Source organism: Spirilliplanes yamanashiensis, assembly GCF_016863475.1.
Classification (GTDB): domain Bacteria; phylum Actinomycetota; class Actinomycetes; order Mycobacteriales; family Micromonosporaceae; genus Spirilliplanes; species Spirilliplanes yamanashiensis.
The window spans coordinates 225,473-247,526 of sequence record NZ_BOOY01000008.1; the positions used below are offsets into that span (position 1 = coordinate 225,473).

General features: G+C 74.5%; 17 protein-coding genes and 1 pseudogene. 8 read left to right on the top strand and 10 right to left on the bottom strand.

Annotated elements, in window-relative coordinates:
• Positions 1 to 68 precede the first annotated feature (68 nt).
• From Sya03_RS08005 to Sya03_RS08025, 5 genes and pseudogenes are all read left to right on the top strand, one after another.
• Positions 69 to 2,744, top strand: a pseudogene (locus Sya03_RS08005) (ATP-binding protein); the annotation flags it as partial.
• Position 2,745: 1 nt separating this feature from the next.
• Positions 2,746 to 4,713: an MFS transporter gene (locus tag Sya03_RS08010; protein ID WP_203937547.1), complete on the top strand. Its 1,968-nt coding sequence runs from the start codon at positions 2,746 to 2,748 to the stop codon at positions 4,711 to 4,713.
• Between the two features lie 6 nt (positions 4,714 to 4,719).
• Positions 4,720 to 5,265 carry a hypothetical protein gene (locus tag Sya03_RS08015; RefSeq protein ID WP_203937548.1) on the top strand — a complete coding sequence of 182 codons (546 nt, stop codon included), beginning with the start codon at positions 4,720 to 4,722 and terminating at the stop codon, positions 5,263 to 5,265.
• Positions 5,262 to 6,488 carry a M23 family metallopeptidase gene (locus Sya03_RS08020; RefSeq protein WP_203937549.1) on the top strand — a complete coding sequence of 409 codons (1,227 nt, stop codon included), beginning with the start codon at positions 5,262 to 5,264 and terminating at the stop codon, positions 6,486 to 6,488. Before Sya03_RS08015 ends, Sya03_RS08020 begins: the two co-directional genes overlap by 4 nt.
• Before the next feature lies 1 nt (position 6,489).
• A complete protein-coding gene (locus Sya03_RS08025; protein WP_203937550.1) occupies positions 6,490 to 7,089 on the top strand; it encodes a hypothetical protein in 600 nt (199 codons plus the stop codon).
• Between the two features lies 1 nt (position 7,090).
• Here Sya03_RS08025 and Sya03_RS08030 read toward each other — a convergent pair whose 3' ends face one another.
• Positions 7,091 to 7,558, bottom strand: a complete 468-nt coding sequence (locus tag Sya03_RS08030) for an Rv0361 family membrane protein (protein WP_239107196.1) — start codon at positions 7,556 to 7,558, stop codon at positions 7,091 to 7,093.
• Between the two features lie 113 nt (positions 7,559 to 7,671).
• On the opposite strand from Sya03_RS08030, the gene Sya03_RS08035 reads away from it, so the two are divergent.
• From Sya03_RS08035 to Sya03_RS08045, 3 genes are read left to right on the top strand one after another with little or no spacing between them, the layout of a single operon-like run.
• Positions 7,672 to 10,254 carry an FtsK/SpoIIIE domain-containing protein gene (locus Sya03_RS08035; protein ID WP_203937552.1) on the top strand — a complete coding sequence of 861 codons (2,583 nt, stop codon included), beginning with the start codon at positions 7,672 to 7,674 and terminating at the stop codon, positions 10,252 to 10,254.
• Entirely contained in the window at positions 10,254 to 10,883 is a 630-nt protein-coding gene (locus Sya03_RS08040; RefSeq protein WP_203937553.1) for a hypothetical protein, read from the top strand. Before Sya03_RS08035 ends, Sya03_RS08040 begins: the two co-directional genes overlap by 1 nt.
• Positions 10,884 to 10,897: 14 nt before the next feature.
• Positions 10,898 to 11,158, top strand: a complete 261-nt coding sequence (locus Sya03_RS08045; RefSeq protein ID WP_203937554.1) for a hypothetical protein — start codon at positions 10,898 to 10,900, stop codon at positions 11,156 to 11,158.
• Positions 11,159 to 11,161: 3 nt separating this feature from the next.
• Here Sya03_RS08045 and Sya03_RS08050 read toward each other — a convergent pair whose 3' ends face one another.
• The 9 genes from Sya03_RS08050 to dacB all read right to left on the bottom strand — a co-directional run bounded on the left by Sya03_RS08050 (position 11,162) and on the right by dacB (position 20,832).
• A complete protein-coding gene (locus Sya03_RS08050; protein WP_203937555.1) occupies positions 11,162 to 11,968 on the bottom strand; it encodes a superantigen-like protein SSL4 in 807 nt (268 codons plus the stop codon).
• Entirely contained in the window at positions 11,961 to 12,473 is a 513-nt protein-coding gene (locus Sya03_RS08055) for a SigE family RNA polymerase sigma factor (RefSeq protein WP_203937556.1), read from the bottom strand. Before Sya03_RS08055 ends, Sya03_RS08050 begins: the two co-directional genes overlap by 8 nt.
• Positions 12,474 to 12,502: 29 nt before the next feature.
• Positions 12,503 to 13,186, bottom strand: a complete 684-nt coding sequence (locus Sya03_RS08060; RefSeq protein ID WP_203937557.1) for a hypothetical protein — start codon at positions 13,184 to 13,186, stop codon at positions 12,503 to 12,505.
• Positions 13,187 to 13,293: 107 nt separating this feature from the next.
• Positions 13,294 to 13,992 carry a GTP cyclohydrolase I FolE gene (gene folE, locus Sya03_RS08065; RefSeq protein WP_203937658.1) on the bottom strand — a complete coding sequence of 233 codons (699 nt, stop codon included), beginning with the start codon at positions 13,990 to 13,992 and terminating at the stop codon, positions 13,294 to 13,296.
• Positions 13,989 to 16,007, bottom strand: coding sequence for an ATP-dependent zinc metalloprotease FtsH (gene ftsH, locus Sya03_RS08070; RefSeq protein ID WP_203937558.1), 2,019 nt, complete (start codon positions 16,005 to 16,007; stop codon positions 13,989 to 13,991). Before ftsH ends, folE begins: the two co-directional genes overlap by 4 nt.
• A gap of 198 nt (positions 16,008 to 16,205) precedes the next feature.
• Positions 16,206 to 16,781: a hypoxanthine phosphoribosyltransferase gene (gene hpt / locus Sya03_RS08075; protein WP_203937559.1), complete on the bottom strand. Its 576-nt coding sequence runs from the start codon at positions 16,779 to 16,781 to the stop codon at positions 16,206 to 16,208.
• Positions 16,782 to 16,910: 129 nt separating this feature from the next.
• Entirely contained in the window at positions 16,911 to 17,891 is a 981-nt protein-coding gene (gene tilS, locus Sya03_RS08080; protein WP_203937560.1) for a tRNA lysidine(34) synthetase TilS, read from the bottom strand.
• Positions 17,888 to 18,949: an Rv3626c family coenzyme F420 biosynthesis-associated protein gene (locus Sya03_RS08085; RefSeq protein ID WP_203937561.1), complete on the bottom strand. Its 1,062-nt coding sequence runs from the start codon at positions 18,947 to 18,949 to the stop codon at positions 17,888 to 17,890. Before Sya03_RS08085 ends, tilS begins: the two co-directional genes overlap by 4 nt.
• 56 nt (positions 18,950 to 19,005) lie before the next feature.
• Positions 19,006 to 20,832, bottom strand: a complete 1,827-nt coding sequence (gene dacB, locus Sya03_RS08090) for a D-alanyl-D-alanine carboxypeptidase/D-alanyl-D-alanine endopeptidase (protein WP_239107197.1) — start codon at positions 20,830 to 20,832, stop codon at positions 19,006 to 19,008.
• Positions 20,833 to 22,054: the final 1,222 nt, after the last annotated feature.

Genomic DNA, 22,054 nt, shown 5'->3' on the forward strand with positions numbered 1-22,054 from the left:
GGGAGACCGTCGCGCTGGACACCGGCGTGCGGCCCGCGCCGGCGGCGCAGGTGCCGGCGACGCGGGAGCCCGCGGAGCCGCCGGCGAAGAAGGGCTGGGGGCGGCGGCGCGAGCCGGCGAACCTGCCGGCCGTGCGGGAGAAGAAGCCGAAGACGCCGCCGCCGTTCAAGCCGCAGCGGTTGAAGTTCCAGGACAAGGATCCGTCGGTCGAGCTGGAGATCAGCGAGATCGCGGGGCACCTGACGTTCACGCAGAGCACGGTGACCGCCTGGTACTGGCTGCCGGAGGTGCGCTGGGCGTTCCGGCCGGACGCGGAGCGCGAGGCGCTGCTGTCGGCGATCAGCGAGCAGTACGCGGGCCTCGCCGGGTTCCGGCTGCATCTGCGGCGGACGACGCGGCCGTTCCCGGCGGACGAGTGGGCGCGGACGATCGACCGGCACACGGCGCGGCCGCTGCCGGACGTCGCCGGTGGCACGTCGTGGTCGGACCACCTGGTCAGCGCGCAGCGGCACCTGCTGTCGGTGAACCATGCCGAGGGGCAGACGTACCTGGGGGTGACGTTCGCGCGGCGGGCGCTGGGCGACACGTTCGCGGAGCGGGTGCTGCGGATCTTCGGGCGGGGCACGTCCGACTCGGAGCGGCGCAAGCTCGGGCGCACCGTCGAGCAGTTCGACGAGGTGCTCAACGCGTTCGGCATGCGCGGCCGGCGGGTGACGCCGCAGGAGCTGGAGTGGTTGCTGTTCCGGTCGGTGGCGCTGTGCATGGCGCCGCCCGGGCCGCTGTCGCCGGTCACGAACGGGCAGTGGGAGCGCGGCGACCTGCTGGCGCTGACGGAGCAGGTGGAGCGGTACCGCTCGCCGTACGGGTCGACGGTCAAGCTGGTGAACCGGATGACCGGCGAGGAGCGGCACGTCGCCGTGCTCACGGTCGGCCGGATGGAGCCGCTGGAGATCCCGGAGCGGCACGAGCCGTGGCTGCACTTCCACGAGCGGCTGCCGTGGCCGATGGAGCTGTCGTCCGTGGTGGACATCCTCGGGCCGGCGCACTCGTTCAAGAACCTCGAGCACCGGCTGCGGATGATCCGCTCCCAGCAGCTCGACTACGCGGAGCACGGCATCGACGCGCCGCCGGAGCTGGAGCGCCTCGCCAAGCGGGCCCTGCACATCGGCGACGAGATGACGACGGGCCTGCCGGTGGAGTCGGCGCGGGCGCACGGCTGGCACCGCATCGCCGTGGGCGGCAACACCCGCGAGGAGTGCCTGGAGCGGGCCCGCCGGGTCATCCAGCTGTACTCGCGGGAGCTGCGCATCTCGCTGCAGCACTCCAAGAACCAGGACCAGGTGGCCCGCGAGTTCATCCCGGGCGAGCCGATCGCCAACACCGGGTACGTGCGGCGCATGCCGGTGAAGCTGCTGGCGGCGGCGCTGCCGCAGGCCGCGTCGACGGTCGGTGACCGCCGCGGCGACCTGATCGGGCGCACGTCGGGCACGTGCCGCCGGCCGGTGTTCCTCGACCTGCACTTCCCGATGGAGGTGCGGGAGCGCTCCGGCCTCGGCGTGTTCGTGGCCGAGCCGGGCGGTGGCAAGTCGACGCTGATGGGCGCGCTGGGCTACCTGAACGCCCGCCGCGGCGTGCAGGTCACCCTGCTGGACCCGTCGGGCCCGCTGGCGCGGCTGTGCCAGATGCCGGAGCTGCGGCCGTACTCGCGGGTGCTGAACCTGACCGGCTCGGAGCAGGGCACGCTGGCGCCGTACTCGCTGATCCCGACGCCCGTCCGGTCGGAGTTCGCGACCGGCCCCGCGGGCGACCGCGAGTTCGAGATCGCCATCTCCAACGCCCGCGCCGAGCGCCGCATGCTGGTGCAGGACATCTGCTCGATGCTCGTGCCGCCGCAGGTGGCCCGCGAGGCGTCGACGGCGACGATCCTGCGGCACGCGGTCCGTGGCGTCCCGGCGGAGGAGACGTCCACCCTCGACGACGTGGTGGCGTTCCTGCAGGGCCTCGACGACGAGGGCAAGGAGCTCGCCAACCTGCTCCTCGACACCGCCGAGATGCCGCTGGCGCTGCTGTTCTTCGGCCGCCCGCCGGCGCACCTGCTCAGCGCCGACTCCGCGCTCACCGTCATCACGATGGCCGGCCTGCGCCTGCCCGACATGAAGATCGAGCGCGAGTACTGGTCGGCCGAGGAGGCGCTGGCCCTGCCGATGCTGCACACCGCCCACCGGCTCGCGGTGCGCCGCTGCTACGGCGGCTCGATGACGTCGCGCAAGATGGTCGGCCTGGACGAGGCCCACTTCATGGAGGGCTGGCGCTCCGGCCGGTCGTTCCTGGTGCGCCTCGCCCGCGACTCCCGCAAATGGAACCTGGCCGCCCTGGTGGCGTCGCAGAACCCGCGGGACATCCTCGGCCTCGACGTGCAGAACCTCGTCTCGACGGTGTTCGTGGGCCGCATCGCGGAGGACCAGGAGATCGCCTCCGAGGCGCTGCGCCTGCTGCGGGTGCCGGTCCACGACGGGTACGAGGCCACCCTCGCCTCCCTGTCCCAGGCCGACACGTCGTCGTCGAGCCGCCTGGGCTTCCGCGAGTTCGTGATGCGCGACGTCGACGGCCGGGTGCAGAAGGTGCGGGTCGACGTCTCGTACGTCGACGGCCTCCTGGAGCACCTCGACACCACGCCCGGCGCCCCGCCGCCGGCCATCACCTCCTCTGCCGTTCCGCTCCCCTTACCCGACGCGGAGGTGTGACATGGCCAGGCGGGCGAGTGCGCTGGTCCTCGCCGTGCTGGTCGCGGCCGTCGCCACGCTGACGTGGGCGTTCCTGCCCGCGTCGGCGGCATCGGCGGCCCCGGCCCCGGTGGCCCAGGCACCGGGTGATCCGTTGTGCAGCGTCGAGGAGTGGCGCACGAACATGCGCGGCTGCGTCGGCCGGCTGCAGGACGTGGCCGCCTCGGAGACGTCCTGCCTGACGGCGCCGACGCCGAACACCCCGGACTCTGGGCTGGCGGGCTGGTTCGCGGCCCGCCCGGAGTCGGCGAAGGGCAACGGCCCGAAGGGCCTGTACAGCGAGTACGGCTACGCGGGCTACAACTACTCGACGTACGACATCGGTTGTGCCTCGACGCTGGTCGCGCCGGAGTACAAGTTCGAGACGACGGTGGCGAACGGCGAGTTCATGCTGGCCACGTCCATCATCGGCGCCTCGAACGCGCTGCGCGAGCGCGCGTGGGAGCCGAAGGCGATGTGGGGCTGGGCGGACCCGCTGGTCGAGCAGGCCACCAAGGCCGTGTACGAGAAGGTCTTCAGCGTCTTCGGCGTCATCACGCTGGTGGTCATCGGCGTCTACCTGCTGTGGCGCTCGCGCCAGGCCGACATGAACAACGCCATCACCACGGTGAGCTGGGCGATCCTGGTCATGGCCGCGGTCACTGCGCTGGCGGCGTGGCCGGTGAAGTCGGCGAACATGGCCGACGCCACGCTGGTGGGCACGCTGGGCGTGGTGCACGACGCCATCGGGCCGCGGGCTCAGGACCGGCCGCCGTCCGAGTGCCGGCTGGGTGGCCCGGCGGCCTGCGAGGACGTCCGCCCGCCGGCGGTGCGCGCCAGCGACACGGCCACCGAGACGATGCTGTACCGCAACTGGCTGCGCGGCATGCTGGGCTCCGCCGACAGCGTCACGGCGCAGAAGTACGGCCGGGCGCTGTACGACGCGAAGGCGCTGAGGTGGGACGAGGCCGAACGCCTGCGGACCAACCCGGCGGACCGTGAGGCCACCCTCAAGGACAAGCAGAACCAGTTCATGAGGGTCGCCAACCAGATCAAGACCGAGGACCCCGAGGCGTACGAGTACCTCAAGGGCGTCAACGGCATGGACCGCATCGGCGCGGGCTTCATCGCCCTGCTGGCCGCGGCGCTCTACGCCATGTTCGACCTGACGGCGTCGCTGCTGATCCTGCTGGGCTTCCTGATCTTCCGGTGGGCGGTCATCGCCGCGCCGATCCTCGGCACCCTGGGCCTGCTGCGTCCCGCCAGCGCGGGCCTGCGCCGCCTCGGCAACGCGGTCGTCGCGGCGATCTTCAACATCGCCATCTTCGGCACGGGCGCGGCCATCTACCTGTTCGCCGTCGACCTGATCATGAACACGGCCAGCCTGGCGGGCTGGCTGCAGGTCGTGCTGATCTGGCTGTGCGGCGTGGTGGGCTGGCTGCTGCTGCGGCCGTACCGGCGGATCACCCAGCTCGGCGGCAAGGACAGCAGCCAGGCGGTGTCGTCGGCGGGCTCGTGGCACCGGCGGTTCTTCCGGGACCTGCGCGAGGCCGCGAAGCTGGACCCGGCGGAGCCGGGCGGCACCCGCGAGCCGCAGATCGGCAAGGGCCGCGGCGTGCCGATCATCCAGTCGACGCTGCGGCCGGAGGCCCGGCTCGAGGACCCGGCGCACGCGAACCAGCAGCGGCAGGAGGTCACGGCGGGCGGCGGCGCCGGCACCCCGCAGCAGGACGGCGCCCCGGCCCGGCCGGACGGCGTCGAGCGGGTGGAGCCCGTGCGGGCCGACGACGACGGTGCGCGCCGGCCGGCGCGGCAGCCGACCCGGCGGGAGCCGCGGTGGACGTCGCCCGACGTGCCCGACGCGCCCGCCACGTATGCGATCTACCGGCCGGAGACCGCGGAGAAGGCGCCCGCGCCGGAGCAACCGCGGATCCGGTCCGAGGCGAGGTGACCCGACGTGCAACGCGGACTGCAGACGTTCCTGACCGGCTTCTTCCGGTCCCGGTGGATCGTGGCCGTGGCCCTCGCGGTCATCGTCGTGGCGATCGTGGCGCTGGCCCGGCTGCTGGCCGGCCCGGCGCCGGCCCGGGTGCTCGACGCGGGTGACCGGCCGGCGCCGTCGATCAGCGTCGACCCGCACGGCGACGACAGCGTCACCTCGACGGACCCGCCGCCCGCGCCGAAGGTGAGCCCGGGCACGGCGCGGCCGGAGGCCGTCGGGTACGCGTTCGCGTCGGCGTGGGCCGACCACAACGACGTGTCGGCGAAGGAGTGGCGCGACCGCCTGCTGCCGCACGTCACGAAGGACCTGGCCGGGAAGCTGGCCGACACCGACCCGGAGAGCATCCCCGCCGACCGGGTCACCGGCGAACCCGCCCTGACGTCGCTCGGCTCCCAGCTCGTCGAGGTCCGGGTCGCCACCGACGCCGGTGAGCTGTCGCTCCAGCTGGTCGCCCCGGACGGGCGGTGGCTCGTCGACTCGGTCGGCTGGAAGCGGTCATGACGGCCGCGGCCGAGGCGGAGGGCCGCCTGCAGTCGGCCCGCCGCAAGGCGGCCCTGGCCGTGTCCATCGTCGCCACCCTGGCGCTGCTGTGCTGCGGCGGCAGCGTCAGCGCGTTCTTCCTGGGCAACCTGGGCGACGAGGACAGCCTGCTGGCCGCCTCGTTCGGCTGCGGCGGCGAGATCCTGCCCGACGGCGCCGACCTGCCGGTGTTCGCGAACTACAACCCGAAGCAGATCCGGCACGCGCTGACGATCGTGCGGGTCGGCGACGAGCGCAACCTCGAGGCCCGGGCCTGGATCATCGCCGTGGCCGTGGCGCTGGTCGAGTCGCGGCTGAAGAACTACGCCAACGACAACCCGAAGTACCCGGCGGTGCGGCGGATCAGCATGGCGCTGCCGCACGACGCCGTCGGCCACGACCACGACTCGGTCGGGCTGTTCCAGCAGCGGCCGGTCGAGGGCGACGGCGGCTGGGGCACCGTCAAGGAGCTGATGACGCCGGAGATCGCGGCGGGCAAGTTCTACGACAAGCTGGTGACGATCAAGGACTGGAAGACCCGCGACCTGTCCGAGGTGGCGCAGGCGGTGCAGGTCAGCGCGTTCCCGTACCGCTACGGCGACGAGGAGCCGCTGGCCACCGAGATCGTCAACGCGCTGACCGGCGGCGCCGCCCGCACCCCGATCGGCGGGGACGGCACGCCGCTGCCCACGTCCAGCCAGGACCCGATGTCGGCGGGCTGCGCGGTGGACGGCCAGATCGCCGCCTCCGGCTGGACGATCCCCGTCTCCGAGGGGGTCGTGTCCGGCTTCCGCACCCGCAGCCGCCCCACCCACCAGGGCGTCGACCTGGGCGGCGACCACGGGGACGAGATCGTGGCGGCCGCCGCGGGCGTCGTCAGCGTCGTCAAGTGCGACGAGACCTCCGGCGGCGCCAAGGACTGCGACCGCGACGGCTACCCCGGCAAGGGCGGCTGCGGCTGGATGGTCGAGATCGTCCACGCCGACCGCGTCATGACCCGCTACTGCCACATGATCCAGCGGCCGGACGTGCGCGTCGGCCAGCGGGTCAACGTCCAGCAGAAGATCGGCCTGGTCGGCAGCAGCGGCAACTCGTCCGGGCCGCACCTGCACTTCGAGGTGCACCTCAACAACAACCGCAGCAGCAGCGGCGCCGTCGACCCGGTCAAGTTCATGCGTGACCGCGGCGCGCCGCTCGGGGGATGACGTGACCAACCCGATGCCCGACCCGTTCGCGGGCCAGCCCGACTGGGCGCCCCGGCCGCCCCGGCCCGTCGCACCCACCCCGGCGGTGCTCGGCGGCGACCTGCGCGGCCGCCGCGTCATCGTCGGCCTGCCCGGCCTCGGCTGGCGCGCCGACCTGCGCGCCGACGACCGCGTGGTGCAGGGCAGCCGCACCTACGTGCCGGTCATGTCCGAGCAGGAGTGGTACCGCGCCGAGGCGGAACGCACCGAGGTGTTCGCGCCGCTGGTGCCCGTCGAACGGGTGTGGGTCGAGGAACTCGGCATGGCGCACACCGCGAAGACCGGCGGCGACGTGCTGTCCCGCCTGGTCTCCATGGACGAGCCACCGCGCCGCGAGCCGACGCCGGCCCTCGACGCGGGCGCCCTGACCGGGCGGCGGGTGGTGCACGTGGACGACGGCGAGGAACGCCGCGACCTGCGCGCCGTCACCGAGCTGCACACCGGCGACGAGGGCGACATCTGCGCCCGGGTGGCGACCGAGGTGGACTGGTACCGGTGGGCGTGGAGCGGCAAGGCACCGCAGACCATGGAGATCCCGGTCCACCTGCTCTGGGTGGAGTGAGTCAGGGCAGCTTGGTGGCCGAGCAGACGCGCCAGCCGTCGCGGTCCTCCACGGTGAACGACCACCGGTCGGACAGGGCCTCGCTGCCGTCCGAGACGGCGCGCCGCACCTCGGTCTGCACGGTGGCGCGGTCGTCGCTGCTCGGCTGCACCTGAAGGCTGCCCCAGCTGAAGGCGACGTTCATGGTGTACCGCCGCTCGCGCGACTCGACGTCCCCGCGCAGGGTCGCGATCTCCGAGGTGGCCGGCTGACCGTCGCAGGTGAGCAGCTTCGCCCGCTCGTCGTCGCGATTGACCAGGTAGGCGCGCAGGTAACTGGACACCACCTGATCGGGGTCCTCGCGATCCACGCGGGTCTCCTGGTCGTACAGGACGAAGGCGATGCCGCCGCCGCCCAGGCACAGCAGCGCGACGATCCCCGCCGCCAGCACGAGGATCAGCCGCTTGCGCGGACCCGTCGCACCCTTCACAAACCAGACACTACCCATCCGCGGCCACCCGCACGAACCGACACCGAGGCGGATGCTGAACGATATTCCGCCGCTGGGATACGGTTTGAGCGCGTACAGACGGAGGTGGTGCAGTGGCCGGGTCGAGGGAACGCGTCGACGCCGCGGCCCTGCACCGCCGGGCCGCCGCCGTGGCGACCGCCGCCGCCGACGCGCTCGGGGCGGCCGCGCCGCCGCCGCCCGACCCGCGGGAGCAGTACGAGCTGGCGGAGCGGTTGCGGGCGGCCGCGCAGGCGCTGGCGCCGGGGTGGCTCGGGGCGCCGCTGGACGCGCAGCCGCAGATCCCGCTGGGCGGGCCGCCGCCGCGGTTCGTGCGGCTGGGCGTGGCGCAGCCGCTGGACGACGCGCGGTTCCCCGCCGTGGTGCCGCTGCTGGGCGCGGGTCACCTCACTGTGGACGCCGACGCCCGCGACCCGCGGGTGACGGGGCTGCTGCGGTCGGTGCTGCTGCGGCTGCTGGCGGCCGCGCCCGCGGGCAGTGTGCTGGTGCGGGCCGTCGACGGCGCCGGTGGCGGGTCGGTGTTCGCGCCGTTCGCCGCGCTGGAGGACGCCGGGCTGCTGGCGCCGCCGGCGACGGACCGGGCCGGGCTGCGGACGTTGCTGACGGAGGCGGAGCAGTGGGTGCGCCCGGCGCGCAGCGCGTCGGTGCGGCCGAGCCGGCGCGAGCGCACGATGCTGGTCGTGGTGGCGTCGCTGCCGGAGCTGACGGAGGGCGCGGACCTGACGCGGCTGGCGGCGCTGGCTCAGCACGGGCCGGACGCCAACCTGCACATGGTGGTGGCGGGCTGGCCCCCGCCGCCGCTGACGGCGGAGACGACGCAGCCGCCGCTGCCGCGGGCCACGATGGTGGCGGTGAAGAACCCGTTCGCGTTCGTCAGCGACCCGCCCGGGGCCGCGTTCAGTGAGGTCGCGGCGGCCGGCGGCAAGGTGGGCTGGCTGAACTCGCCGGTGTACCTGGACGAGGACCCGCCGGCGACGCTGGTCGACCGGGTGTGCGAGGAGCTGGCCGCGCAGTCGGCGGTGGCGTCGCAGGTGACGCTGGCCGACGTGCTGCCGGAGCCGGGCGAGGGGCTGTGGGCGGGCGACGCCGCCGACGGGCTGACCACGATCGTCGGGCACGACGGGGACCGCTCGGTGACGCTGCGGTTCAACGACCTCACCCCGCACTGGCTGGTGGGCGGCCGCTCCGGCGCGGGCAAGACGGCATTCCTCATCAACGTGCTGTACGGGCTGGGCAGCCGGTACTCCCCCGGCGAGCTGGCCCTGTACCTGCTGGACTTCAAGGAGGGTGTGTCCTTCACGGAGTTCGTGCCGACGCCGCGGGACCGCACCTGGCTGCCGCACGCCCGGGCCGTCGGGGTCGAGTCCGACCGGGAGTACGGGCTGGCGGTGCTGCGCGAGCTCGAGGCCGAGATGACGCGGCGGTCGGTGGCGTACAAGCGGGCCGGGGTGTCGAAGTTCGCGGACCTGCGCGCCGCGGCGGCCGAGGAGGGCCGCCCGCACCGGCTGCCCCGGGTGCTGTGCGTCATCGACGAGTTCCAGGTGCTGCTGGCCGGCAGCGACCCGATGGCGGCCGAGGCGGTGGCGCTGCTGGAGTCGCTGGCGCGCAAGGGCCGCTCGTACGGCATCCACCTGGTGCTGGCCAGCCAGACCGTGCTCGGCGTGGAGGCCCTGTACGCCAAGCGCGACTCCATCTTCGGCCAGTTCCCGGTGCGGGTGGCCCTACCGGGCGGCGGCGACGTGCTGGAGCCCACGAACGACTCGGCGGCCGGGCTGGCGCTCGGCACCGCCGTCATCAACACGGCGGGCGGCCTGGGCGGCCCGCGCGGCGCGACCCGCGGCCACGAGCGGGTGGTGCAGTTCCCCGACCCGCACGCCGACCGCGCGGAGCTGCTCGACCTGCGGCACCGGCTGTGGCAGGAACGCGACGCGGACGCGGTGCCGCCGCGGGTGTTCGCCGGGTACGCCCGCCAGCACCTCGACGACGACCCCACGTTCCGGGCGGCGCTGGCCGGGCGGGCGGGCCGGCCCGCGGCGCTGCTGGGCCGCACGATCGACGTGAACCTGTCCACGGCGGCGTTCCCGCTGGACGCCTCCCCCGGCCGGCACCTGGCCGTGTTCGGCTCGCAGGCGGTCGGCGCGGAGGTGCTGCAGGCCGCGGCCCGCGGCGTCGCCGCCCACCACGCCCCGCGCACCGCCCGGTTCGTCATCGCGTCGCTGGTGGCGGAGGGCGACGAGCTGGCCAAGCAGCTGGCCGTCGAGGTGGGCCAGTCGCAGGAGGTCAGCGTCATCGAGGCCGCCGACCTGGCCGAGGACCTGGACGCCACCGTGCCCGGCTACCGGATCGTGTTCGGCATGGACGCCGCGAAGCTGCCGACGGACCGGCTGCGCGCCCTGCTGCGCGACGGCCCGGCCAACGGCGCGCACCTGCTGTCGTGGTGGCGGGGCACCCGGCGGTTCACCGAGGAGGTGGGCGGCAGCGCGGCCCGGGAGGACGTGGCCGGGATGCTGTTCCTGAACGTGCCGGGCGCCGACGTGGGGCTGCTGCTGGGCCGCCCCGTCGACTGGCACCCGCGGGAGAACCGGGCGCTGCTGCACGACCGGCACGCCGACCGCACGACCGTCATCGTCCCGTTCGCGGCGCCGGAGCGCGACTGATGACCGAGACCGACCCCTGGGCCGAATACGTCGCCGCCGCGCAGCGCCTGGACACGGTGCGCCGCGCCGCGAGCGACGCCGCGAAGCTGCGCACCGAGGCCGCCGCCGCGGCGCAGGTGGAGCTGACCGGCCTGCAGGCGCGCCTGGCGCCGCAGCGGGCCCGGCTCGCGCAGGACGTGGGCGTACCCGAGACCGACCTGACGCCGACCACGACGGACCTGGAGCTGGCCTCGCAGGCCGTGGCGGGCGGCCCGGCCGCGGTCGCGGCGGCGCTGCGCGACGCCCGCGGCACGGCCGACGCCGCCGACGCGGCGACGGTCCGGACCGGCCGCATCGCCGCGCCGTGGCAGCGCAACCTGCTGGTGTACGGGCCGTTCGCGCTGGTCGTGCTCGTGGTGCAGGTGGTCCTGTCGGCGGTCGCCGACTCGCAGGCCCGGCTCGGCTACGCGCTGCTGTGCAGCCTGACGCTGCCGGTGTTCGCGTTCGCGCTGGGCTGGCTGGCGATCGGCGTGGTGTGGGGCGGCAAGGACGCCAAGGTGGACCGCACCCCGATCATGGGCGCGGCGGTGTGCCTGGCGCCCGTCCTGATCAGCTGCATGGGCGTCGGCCTGATGTCCCTCGTCAACTGAAGGAGCAACCGCCCGTGAGCAGCGTCGAAGAGGTCAAGGTGCACGTGGCCGCGTCGGTCGAGCAGGCCGGCCGGGCCGTCGTCGGCATCCAGCAGGTCACCGACCAGCTGGACGAGGCGCTGAACCGGCTGCGGCTCACCGCGATCGGCTCGGCGCACCCGTCGGCGATCACCGCGATCGCGCAGCTGGAGCAGGCGAAGGACCGGCTGGACGAGGCGATGACGCTGATCCGCAGCGCGTCGGACAGCGCGGAGACGTACCGGTCGGTGGTCTGACCGTCAGTTCGGCGCGGGTCCGTTGTCGACCAGGTAGAACGTGTCCGGCTCCGGACCGTCGCCTGCCTCCTCGAGGATCAGGCCGCGCGCCGGCGAGTACCGCAGGTACGCCGACCGGTTCTCGATCGTCCAGGCGTCGCCGGCGGCACGGACCGTGAACTGCTGCGCCGCGTCGTCGGTGCGGCACGCCGCCGCGGCCACGCTGAGCGGGTCGACGCCGTTGTTCTTCGCTTTCCAGCAGGCCCGCTCGTTGTTCTCCCGCCGGTCGGTGGTCTGGATCAGGTGGGTGCCGTCGTCGAGGGGCACCAGCACGAACGACTGGCTGCCGCTGTCGTCGTCGGTCTCGACCAGCGCGCCGTCGTCGGACAGGGCGACGCCGCCCTCGAACGCCTTGACCCGCACGACGGCGACCCGGCGGTCCCCGGCGAGGATCGGGTTGTCCGGCGTGCTGTCACCGGCGGGCGTGGTGCGGTTCTGTGTCGGCCGCGCGGACGTCGGCGCCGTGGACGGCCGCGACGGATTCGCGCTGGGCGTCACCGGCGGGGTGGTGGGCGGCGCCACGGATGCGGGCGGCGCGGTGGTCGGCCCGGCCGGCAGACTGGGCGGCCGCTGGGCGTCGGGCTGGGCGACGGCGATGCCGGTCGCGACGACGCCGATCGCGACCACCCCGGCCGCGTAGGCGCCGATGGTGTGGCGGCGCCGCCGCCGGTCGCCGCGACGCCGGATGTCGGCAGCGGGCGCGACGCGCCCGGTGCGGTGGATGTCGCCGGCGAGCGAGTGGAGCGCATCGTCGAGGTCCCGGTCAGCCATGATCGCTCCTCCTTCCCGTCAGCGTGTCAGCCTCGTCGGCCAGGTGTTCCGCCATGGCGCGCCGGCCGCGGGCGAGCCAAGTCTTCACGGTATTCGGTGACGCGCCGACCTCCGCCGCGATCTCCGCGACGCTCAGGCCCGTCAGGTGGTGCAGGACGACGACCCGGCGCTGGTCCACGGGGATGCGCCGCAGGGCCGTCACGATCGCCACGTGGTCGGGGCCGACCGCCTCGACGTGTTCCTCGGCGGCGTCCCGGTGGTGCGCGCGGAGGCGGTTGACCGCCTTGCGCCACGCACTGACCGCGATCCGGTACGCGACCCGGCGCACCCACGCCTCGGGACTGTCGGCCTCCCGCACGGAGGACCACCGGTGCCACGCGCGGACGTACGCCTCCGCCACCGCGTCCTCGGCCTCGGCCCTGTTACCGACCATGGCGTACACCTGGCCCAGGACCCGGCGCGAGGACGCGGCGTAGAACGCGTCGAACTCGTCGCTGCTCTGCATGGATGCGGAGGGTTCCTCAGTCGTGTGTGTCAGTCCAGGACCGGGGCCGCACCCCGGACGACCAGCGTGAACGTGGTGGTCAGCGGCGCGTCGCCCAGCTCCTCGAGGATCAGGCCGCGCGTCGGCGAGGCCTGCAAGTATGCGTCGAAGATGCTGATGGCGTACACGTCGGGGCTGATCTCGCGGATCGTGAACCGCTGGTTGCGGTCGGCAGCGTCACAGGCAGCCGCGCGGACGCGCAGCGGCTGTCCGTTGTCCGGGTTGTGCAGGCGCCAGCAGTCCGGCTCGGCGGTGACGTCCCTCTGCAGCGTCTTGATCAGGAACGTGCCGTTGCGTGTCGGGGCGAGGACGAAGTTCTCGCGGCCCTCGGTGCCGTCGATCTCGCCCAGGCTGCCGTCGGGCAGCACGGCGATCGCGCCCTCGAACGCCTGCACCCGGATGATGCCGACCCGCACCTTGCCGGACAGCGGGTCGTCCGCGTCCACGGTCCTGGTGGGCTTCGGCTTGGGCCTGGTGGTCGTGGTCTTGCTCGGCCTGGGCTTCGGCTTGCCGGCCTTGTGCGCCGCCGCGTCGGCGGGAGCGGCTGCAGGAACCGCGGTCCCGGTCGTCCCGGCGGCGCGCTCAGCGGCGGCGGCCTGCCCCATCAGGGAGTACCCGATCATGCCGGTGCAGGCGATGAGGGCCGCCCCCGTGATCAACTTCGCTGTGCGCATCGTCCACTCCTTGAGCGTCGCGGTCCTCGGTGCCGTCGACTCGGCGTCGACGTGCCCTCAACACGCGTGCACAGCGGCCCCGGTTTCAGCCGAGCCAGTGACGCCCGTCACCCTCCACGGATGATGAGGCTCATCGCCTCGGCGCGGACCTTGCCGTCGCTCTGGAACGCGCCCCGCACCGCGGAGGTGACCGTGCGGGCGCCCGCCTTGCGGATGCCGCGCATCTCCATGCACATGTGCTCGCACTCCAGCACGACGATGGCGCCGCGCGGGTCGAGCCGGTCCATGAGCAGGTCGGCGATCTGCGACGTGAGCCGCTCCTGCACCTGCGGGCGGCGGGCGAACACCTCGACGAGGCGGGCCAGCTTCGACAGGCCGGTGATGCGGCCGTGCGAGCCCGGGATGTAGCCGATGTGGGCAACCCCGCGGAACGGCAGCAGGTGGTGCTCGCAGAGGCTCATGACCTCGATGTCGCGCACCAGGACCAGTTCCTCGTGGTTGGCCTCGAACGTGGTGGTGAGCACCTGCGCCGGGTCGACGCGCAGGCCCGCGAACAGCTCCGCGTACGCGCGGGCCACCCGGGCCGGGGTGCGCTGCAGGCCGTCGCGGTCCGGGTCCTCGCCGACGGCCAGCAGGATCTCGCGGACGGCCGCCTCGATGCGGGGCAGGTCGACGGCGTCCTCGACGGGCGTGCCGTTCAACTTGCCGTCGACCAGGCGCGCGGCGAGGTAGTCGAGGTCGCCGTTGCCGTCGGGCTCGGTCGAGGACGCGTCCCCGGCCGAGCCCGTGGCGGCGTTCGTGCTCAGTTGGAGCCCTCGGACGCGCCGTTGGCGGAGTTGCCACCGCCCACGGCGATCTGACCGTCGGCCTGCGCCTGCGCCTTGAGCTTGTCCTTCTCCGCGGGCGTCAGCACCGGCGGGGCGTCGGACGGCAGGCGCTTGCCGAAGCCGTTGAACGGCGCCATCGGCGGGCGCTTCTGCACGCGCTCGGCGATGCGCTGCATGTCGGCCTGGGAGAGGGTCTCCTTCTCCATCAGCTCCAGCACCATCGCGTCGAGGACGTCGCGGTACTCGACCAGGATCTCCCACGCCTCGTCGTGCGCCAGCTCGATGAGCGCCCGCACCTCGGAGTCGATCTCGGCGGCGACCGAGTCGGAGTAGTCCTTCTCGTGGCCCATCGTGCGGCCCAGGAACGGCTCGTCGCCGCTGGTGCCGTACTTGACGGCGCCCAGCTTCGAGCTCATGCCGTACTGGGTGACCATGGCCCGGGCCAGGCCCGTCGCCTTCTCGATGTCGTTGCCGGCGCCCGTGGTGGGCTCGTGGAAGACGAGCTCCTCGGCCGCCCGGCCGCCCAGCGCGTACGCCAGGGTGTCGATCATCTCGGCGCGGGTCTGCGTGTACTTGTCCTCCGTCGGCAGCACCAGGGTGTGCCCCAGGGAGCGGCCGCGCGGCAGGATCGTCACCTTGTGCACGGGCGCCGAGTGCGGCAGCGCGTACGCCACCAGCGCGTGGCCGCCCTCGTGGTACGCGGTGATCTTCTTCTCGTGGTCGCTCATCGCGCGGGTCTTGCGCTCCGGGCCGGCGATGACCCGGTCGATCGACTCCTCGAGGAACTCGTTGCTGATCGCCCGCTTCTCGTTGCGGGCCGTCAGCAGCGCGGCCTCGTTGATGACGTTGGCCAGGTCGGCGCCCGAGAAGCCGGGCGTGCGGCGGGCCACCGAGTCGAGGTCGACGTCCGGCGCGAACGGCTTGCCCTTGGCGTGCACCCGCAGGATGGCCTTGCGGCCCTCCATGTCGGGGGCGTCCACGGCGATCTGCCGGTCGAAGCGGCCCGGGCGCAGCAGCGCCGGGTCGAGGATGTCGGGGCGGTTCGTGGCGGCGATGAGGATGACGCCGCCCTTGGTGTCGAAGCCGTCCATCTCGACGAGCAGCTGGTTGAGCGTCTGCTCGCGCTCGTCGTGGCCGCCGCCCATGCCGGCGCCGCGGTGGCGGCCGACGGCGTCGATCTCGTCGACGAAGACGATGGCGGGCGCGTTCGACTTGGCCTGCTCGAACAGGTCGCGGACGCGGCTCGCGCCGACACCGACGAACATCTCGACGAAGTCCGAACCCGAGATCGTGTAGAACGGCACCCCGGCCTCGCCGGCGACCGCGCGGGCCAGCAGCGTCTTACCGGTGCCGGGCGGGCCGAACAGCAGCACGCCCTTCGGGATCTTGGCGCCGAGCGCCTGGTACTTCGCCGGGTTCTGCAGGAAGTCCTTGATCTCGTGCAGCTCCTGCACGGCCTCGTCGGCCCCGGCCACGTCGGCGAACGTCGTCTTCGGCGTGTCCTTGGTGATCATCTTCGCCTTGGACTTGCCGAAGTTGAGCACCCGGGAACCGCCGCCCTGCATCTGCGACATGAACAGCAGCAGCAGGATGACGAGGATCGCGATGGGCAGCAGGTTGACCAGCAGCGAGAGCAGGATGCTGTCGCCGGACACCGTGCTGTTGTAGTTGTCGGTGACCCGGCCTGCGCCCTTGGCCTGCTGCACCGCGGCCCACACGTCGCGGGTGACCTCGTACGGGTACTGGGTCTCGATCCGGTCGGTGGTGGTGTCACCGAACTTCTCGCGCTGGGCGAGGTCGAGCTGGAGCGTCTGCTCCTTGTCCTTGACGAGGGCGACCTTGATGCCGGGCTGATTGAGCCGGTCCAGCGCCACGGAGGTGTCGACCCGGTGGTAGCTCGGGCCGTTGGTGAACAGGGTGCTGAGCGCGATCGCACCGATGATCACCAGGATGATCCAGACCACCGGGCGGCGGAAGAAACGCGTACGTTCCATGCTGTTGACGAGCGCCGGGGCGCCCGGACCTCCTGATCGGCAAGCTGGGTCTCTCGGACTTTCGACCGTACACCGTGAGTGCCCCGGCCACCGCCGTGAGCCCGTTGGTGCACACGGCCACCACTACCCGTCCGTGCGCCGCCAATGCCTACCGAGCGGGCAAAACAGGACGCCGAGGACTCAGGGGACTCTCAGCTTTCAGCTACGGGCGTACACGTCCTTCTTCAACACGCCCACGTACGGCAGCTCGCGGTACCGCTCGGAGTAGTCCAGCCCGTAGCCCACCACGAACTCGCTGGGGATCTCGAAGCCCACGTACTTCACCGGCACGTGCACCTTCACCGCGTCGGGCTTGCGGAACAGCGCCACCACCTCGACGCTCGCCGCCGACCGCGACTCCAGGTACTTCAGCAGCCAGGACAGCGTCAGCCCGGAGTCGACGATGTCCTCCACCACGATCACGTGCTTGCCGGCGATGTCGCGGTCCAGGTCCTTGAGGATGCGCACCACGCCCGACGACGTCGTGCCCTGCCCGTACGACGAGACCGCCATGAACTCCATCTCGGTGGGCGGGCCGTAGCGGCCCAGCGCCCGCGCGAAGTCCGCCATGAACATCACGGCGCCCTTGAGCACGCAGACCAGCAGGAGGCCGCCCGTGCTGTCCGCGTGGTCGGCCGACACCTGCTTGGCCAGCTCCGCGGTCTTCTCGCGGATCTGTTCCTCGGTGATGATCACGCGGTCGATGTCGGCGTCGTACCAGGAGCCCTCAGCCATGCCGCCTAGCCTGCCCCATGCGCGCCGGAGTACGCCGCACGGGGCGTCGGTCACGGCACGTCCGTACGCGCGAATTGCGGCGGAACCGCCCTGCTGACCCCGTTGCCGCGGCGGCGCCGGTGAGAACCGTCACAGCGCCGGGCGCAGCGCGTCACCGCGGCGGGCGACGCCGAGGCCGCCCGGCAGCGACGCCGTGCCCTGCCCGTGCCAGTCGGTGACGAGGGCGTCCAGCGCCGCCACGTGCCGGTGCGACAGCGCCGCCCCGGCCGCGCCCAGCTCCCGGCACCAGGCGTGCAGCACCCGGGTGCGCACCGCCGCGTCCAGGTCGCGCAGCGCCGGCACCGACAGCCCGTCGCCGTCGCGGCTGGCCGCCAGGGCCGCCGCGGCCAGCCGGTCCAGCGTCGCCGCGTCCTCGGCCAGCATCCGCGCCGTGCGGGCCAGGTTGTCCACCACCGCCGGGCCCAGGGCCGCCACCAGCGCCGGCAGGGCGGAGGCGCGCACCCGCGCCCGCGCGTACCCGGGATCGTGGTTGTGCGGGTCCTCCCAGGGCGACAGGCCCTCCGCCGCGCACGCCGCGCGGGTGTCCGCCCGGCCCACGGCCAGCAGCGGCCGCAGCAGGGCGACCCCGTCGAGGTCGCGGCGCGCCGGCATGCCGGCCAGGCCGCGCGGGCCCGCCCCGCGGGCCAGCGCCAGCAGCACCGTCTCCGCCTGGTCGTCGCGGGTGTGGCCCAGCAGCACCGCGGCGGCGCCGTGCCGGTGCGCGGCCGCCACCAGGGCCTCGTAGCGGGCCTCCCGGGCCGCCGCCTCCGGCCCGCCCGGACGCCCGGCCACCCGCACCGCGACCGCCTCGGCCGGCGCCAGCCCCACCGTGGCGCCCCAGGCGGCCACAGCGGCCGCCCGCGCCGCCGACCCCGGCTGCAGCCCGTGGTCGACCGTCACCAGCCCCACCGCGCGGCCCGACCGGGGGCCGGTGAACGCGGCCGCCGCGGCCAGCGCCAGCGAGTCCGCCCCGCCCGAGCACGCCACCAGGACCGGGCCCGGCGGCGCCGCCCGCAGCGCCTCCCGCACGGCCAGCCGCACCGCCGCCACCGCGGGCGGGAGGGAGGTCATGCCCCGGTGATCGCCGGCCCGTGCACGCGCGCCACCCAGGCGTCCGGGTCGCCGATCTCGTCGAGCCGGGGCAGGGTCAGCGGCGAGCTGAAGATCTTGTTGAAGCCGTCCATGCCGACGCGCTCCACCACGCCGTGCACGAACTTGCGCCCCTCCGCGTACTGACGCATCTTGACCTCGATCCCGAGGATCCGGCGCACCGCCTTCTCCAGCGGGTTGCCGCTCTCCCGGCGGCGGTTGAACCGGGCCCGGATCTGCTCCACCGTCGGGATCACCGTGGGGCCCACGCCGTCCATCACGAACTCGGCGTGGCCCTCCAGCAGCGTCATCAGCGCCGTCAGCCGGTCCAGCACCGCCTTCTGCGCCGGCGTCTGCACCAGGTCCAGCACCGACGTGCGGCTCTCCGGGTCGCGCACCGCCTCGGCGAGAGCGCCCACGCCCCGGCGCAACCGGTCGACGATGTTGTCCCCGCCCGCCTGCGACGCGTCGACGAACGACTGCACCTCGCCCAGGAAGTGCCCGCGCATCCACGGCACCGCCGTGAACTGGGTGCGGTGCGTGACCTCGTGCAGCGCCACCCACAGCCGGAAGTCGTGCGGGTCGGCGCCCAGCTTGCGCTCCACCTCGACGATGTTCGGGGCCACCAGCAGCAGCTCGCCCGGCTCCTTCGAGAACACCTCGTACTGGCCGAGGACCCGCCCCGACATGTACGCCAGCACCGTGCCCGCCTGCACACCGGTCACCCGCGAGCCGATCGCGTCGGTGATCGGGTTCGGCGGCTTGTCGCCCGTCAGCCGGTTGACCAGCGGGGTGATCACCTCACGCAGCCCGGCGATGTTCGACGCCGCCCAGTCGCGGCGGTCCACCACCCGCACCGGCGGGTGCTCCACCTGCGCGCGCAGCCCCGTGTAGTCCGCGACGTGCCCCGCGGCCTCCTCGGTCAACCGCCGCAGATCGGCCACCACGTCGGTGGCCTCCTCGTAGCTCACCGCGGGCCCGGTCTTACCCAGCGCCCCCGCGGTGGCGGCGGCCAGGTCCCAATCCACGAACTGCGCCATGGCCCCACCGTACCCGCGGGGTCACAACCCGCCCGTTCTCCTTCTCACGTACGGCCTTACGTTCGGCAGCCGCAGGCCACCAGCGCCGCGACGATCCCGTCGAGCACCCGGCGCGCCTTCTCCGTGCCCGCCGTGACCCCGTCCGCCATGATCGCGAACGCGAGCAGGTGCCCGCTCTGCGTCGCCACCACCCCCGACAGCGAGCTGACCCCGTTCAGCGTGCCCGTCTTGGCCCGCACCGCGCCCTGCCCGGCCGCGTTGCGCTGCGCCGTCACGAACCGGTCCGCCAGCGTGCCCGACCAGCCCGCCACCGGCAGCCCCGCGAACAGCTCCGCCAGCTCCGGGCGCGACCCGCCCGCCGACAGCGCCAGCACGTCCGTCAGCAGCGACGGCGACACCTCGTTCAGCCGCGACAGGCCGCTGCCGTCGCGCAGCTCCGACTCCGCCGCGTTCAGCCCCAGCGCCGCCACGACCTCGTCCATCGCCGCCTGCGCCCCCGCGAACGACGCCTCCTCGCCCTGCGCCAGCGCCACCTGCCGGGCCAGCGCCTCGGCGATCACGTTGTCGCTGGCCTCCAGCATCCACTCGACCAGCCGCACCATCGGCGGCGAGTCCACCCGGCCCAGCTCGGTGCCCGGCGCCAGCGGCGCCGCCGCCGTCCCGTCGCCGTCCGCCGTGGCCAGCGCCGACGGCTCCGTCACCGCCGGCTCCGGCGCGGTGCCCCGCGACGCCCCGGACAACCCCAGCAGCCGGGCGAAATCGGCGCCCGCCGCCAGGTCCGGCTGCGCGTCCCGCGCGTCGCCGTGCCCGCTCAGCTTCGGCTCGCGCCGCCCGCCGTCCACCATCAGCGCGGTGATCGGCGCCGCGTACCCGCCCGGGCTGACCACGTCCGGGTCCCAGCCCGGCCCGAGCACCGGCCCGCTGAACAGCGACCCGTCCACCACGACCTTCGTCGGCCGCGTGTCCCCCAGCGCCTTCTTCACCTGCGCCGCGAGCCGGTCCAGCCGGGCCACCCCCGGGTACGCGCTGCGGCTGCCCGCCCCCAGCGTCGGATCCCCGCCGCCCACGATCACGACCTCGCCCGGCCGCGCGCCCGCCACCACCCGCGTCGGGATGCGGTACGCCGCCCCGCGGCTCGCCAGCACCGCCGCGGCAGTCACCAGCTTCGTCGTGGACGCCGGCACGGTCAGGTCGTCCTCGTTCGTCACGTACAGCGGCTGCCCCGACGCCACGTCGACGATCGACACGTTCATCCGCCCACCGAGCCCGCTCGCCCGGATCAACCCGCCCACGGCCGCCGACACCCCGGCCGCGTCCGGCCCCGCCCCGTCCGCGGCCACGGCCGCCAGCACCGGCGGCGGCACCGGATCCGGCGCGGGCGGCGGCGTGGTCGGCGCCGGCTCCGGCCCGGCCAGCCACCGGTCCACCGGCCCCGGCCGCACGACCAGCACCAGGCCGGCCCCCACCATCAGCACGACCAGGGCGACAAGCAGAGCCACCGCCCGGGTACGCCTCCCGCGCGCCGGCTTCGCCGGCTCCACCTCCGCGGGCGCCGGGAAATGCTGCGGCGCGGCCCGCGGCGGCAACCCGCCCGGCGCCGGACTGACCTGCGCCCGGCCGGCCGCCGCCGGCACACGCCGCACCGGCCACCCGAGCACCTGCGTCGGCGGCTCGTCGTCCCCGACCGGCGCGGGCGCGGTGGGCCGGGCCCTCCCGGCGGCCGGCGGCGTCGCGCGGCCCGCCGCGGGCGGCATCGCCGCGGAGGCGCGGCCGGCGGCCGGCGGCTGGTCGGCGGGCCGGGCCTGGGTGCGCTCCGGGTACGCCGCCGGGGCGCGACCGGCGGCCGGCGGGCCCGCCACGGGCGCGGCCGGCGGGCCACTCACGGAAGCGCGACCGGCCGCCTGCTGGCCGGTTCTGGGCGGTGTGACCTGGGCCGACCCGCGCGTCGGGGCCGGCGGCGGCTGCTCCCCACGGGTCGGCGCGGGGATGGCGGCGGTGGGCTCGTCCTGCGGGGCGGGCTGCCGGCGCGGCGGGTGGATCGCGGCGGTGGGCTCCTCCTCCGCCGGACCACGTCGCGCGCCCGGGGACCCGCCGCCCTGCCACGCCGGGGCCGACGGGGTGGGGCCGGCTGCGGTCGGCGGGGCAGTCGGCTGACTCGCCCACGGCGGTGGGGTCCACCGCGGCGGGGCCGGCGGACCCGAGGCCGCGGGAGCCGCACCGCTCGCGGGCGGGGCGGCCTCGGCTTCAGCGGCCGGCGGCTCGGCCGCGGCGGGCTGGTCCGGGGCCTTCGGCGCCGGGTGATCGGGGACCGGCTGCCCGCCGCTCGACGAGACGAAGGTGATCTGGTCGATCTTGGGCGGACGGTCACCGCTCGGCCGCGGGCCGGCACTCGGCCCTGCGGGCCGGTCGGGTTGCGGCGGCGCGGGCGGTTCCGCCTGCTCCGGCCGGGGGTCGATCCGGGCGGTCGGCTCGTCGGCATCGGCCGTGGGCCGCTTCTCCGGGGCCTTCCCGGCCTGCGCGGTGTCGGAGGTGGCCGGGGTCGCGCGGACCTGGGCGGTCTCCACAACCGTGGGGCTGTCCGTGGCCTGCTCGGCCTCCGTCGCGGAGGGAGCGGAGGGCGCAGGCGCGGAGGGCGCAGGCGCGGAGGGCGCAGGCGGGGAGGGCGCCGGCTCCGACGGAACCTGCGCGGCCGACTCGGCGGCGGGCTTCCCCGTCTCGGGCGCCGCATCCGGTGCCGCCTCCGGCTTGGAGGCCGGCTCCGGCACAGACTGCGGAGCTCGCGCCGCAGTCGAGACCTCGGCCGGCGGCGCCCCGCCAGGCCGAACGTCAGCCGCAGGCGTGTGGGTGGACCCAGCCTCGGCCGCCTGCTCGACCGGCGGGGCGGCCTCGGCCGCCGTCTCCTGGGCAGGCCCGACCTCGGCCGCCGGATCCGCGGCGGGCGGGACCTCGGCCGCCGGCTCCGCGGCAGGCGGCTCCTCGGCAGCAGGCTCCGTCGTCGCCCCACCCTCCGGCGCCGGAACGGGCTCACCGGCGGACGGCAGCACGAGCTGAGCAGTCGGCTCCGTGTCCGGGTCGCTCAGGACTACAGGTGTCGTGGGCTCGTCA

Excerpts from the sequence above, each read along its gene's own strand:
- Sya03_RS08085 (WP_203937561.1), bottom strand. The coding sequence starts at position 18,949 with ATGGCGCAGTTCGTGGATTGGGACCTGGCCGCCGCCACCGCGGGGGCG.
- hpt (WP_203937559.1), bottom strand. The coding sequence starts at position 16,781 with ATGGCTGAGGGCTCCTGGTACGACGCCGACATCGACCGCGTGATCATC.
- Sya03_RS08020 (WP_203937549.1), top strand. The coding sequence starts at position 5,262 with ATGACGGCCGCGGCCGAGGCGGAGGGCCGCCTGCAGTCGGCCCGCCGC.
- Sya03_RS08060 (WP_203937557.1), bottom strand. The coding sequence starts at position 13,186 with ATGCGCACAGCGAAGTTGATCACGGGGGCGGCCCTCATCGCCTGCACC.
- ftsH (WP_203937558.1), bottom strand. The coding sequence starts at position 16,007 with ATGGAACGTACGCGTTTCTTCCGCCGCCCGGTGGTCTGGATCATCCTG.
- Sya03_RS08050 (WP_203937555.1), bottom strand. The coding sequence starts at position 11,968 with ATGGCTGACCGGGACCTCGACGATGCGCTCCACTCGCTCGCCGGCGAC.
- Sya03_RS08055 (WP_203937556.1), bottom strand. The coding sequence starts at position 12,473 with ATGCAGAGCAGCGACGAGTTCGACGCGTTCTACGCCGCGTCCTCGCGC.
- tilS (WP_203937560.1), bottom strand. The coding sequence starts at position 17,891 with ATGACCTCCCTCCCGCCCGCGGTGGCGGCGGTGCGGCTGGCCGTGCGG.
- Sya03_RS08040 (WP_203937553.1), top strand. The coding sequence starts at position 10,254 with ATGACCGAGACCGACCCCTGGGCCGAATACGTCGCCGCCGCGCAGCGC.
- Sya03_RS08010 (WP_203937547.1), top strand. The coding sequence starts at position 2,746 with ATGGCCAGGCGGGCGAGTGCGCTGGTCCTCGCCGTGCTGGTCGCGGCC.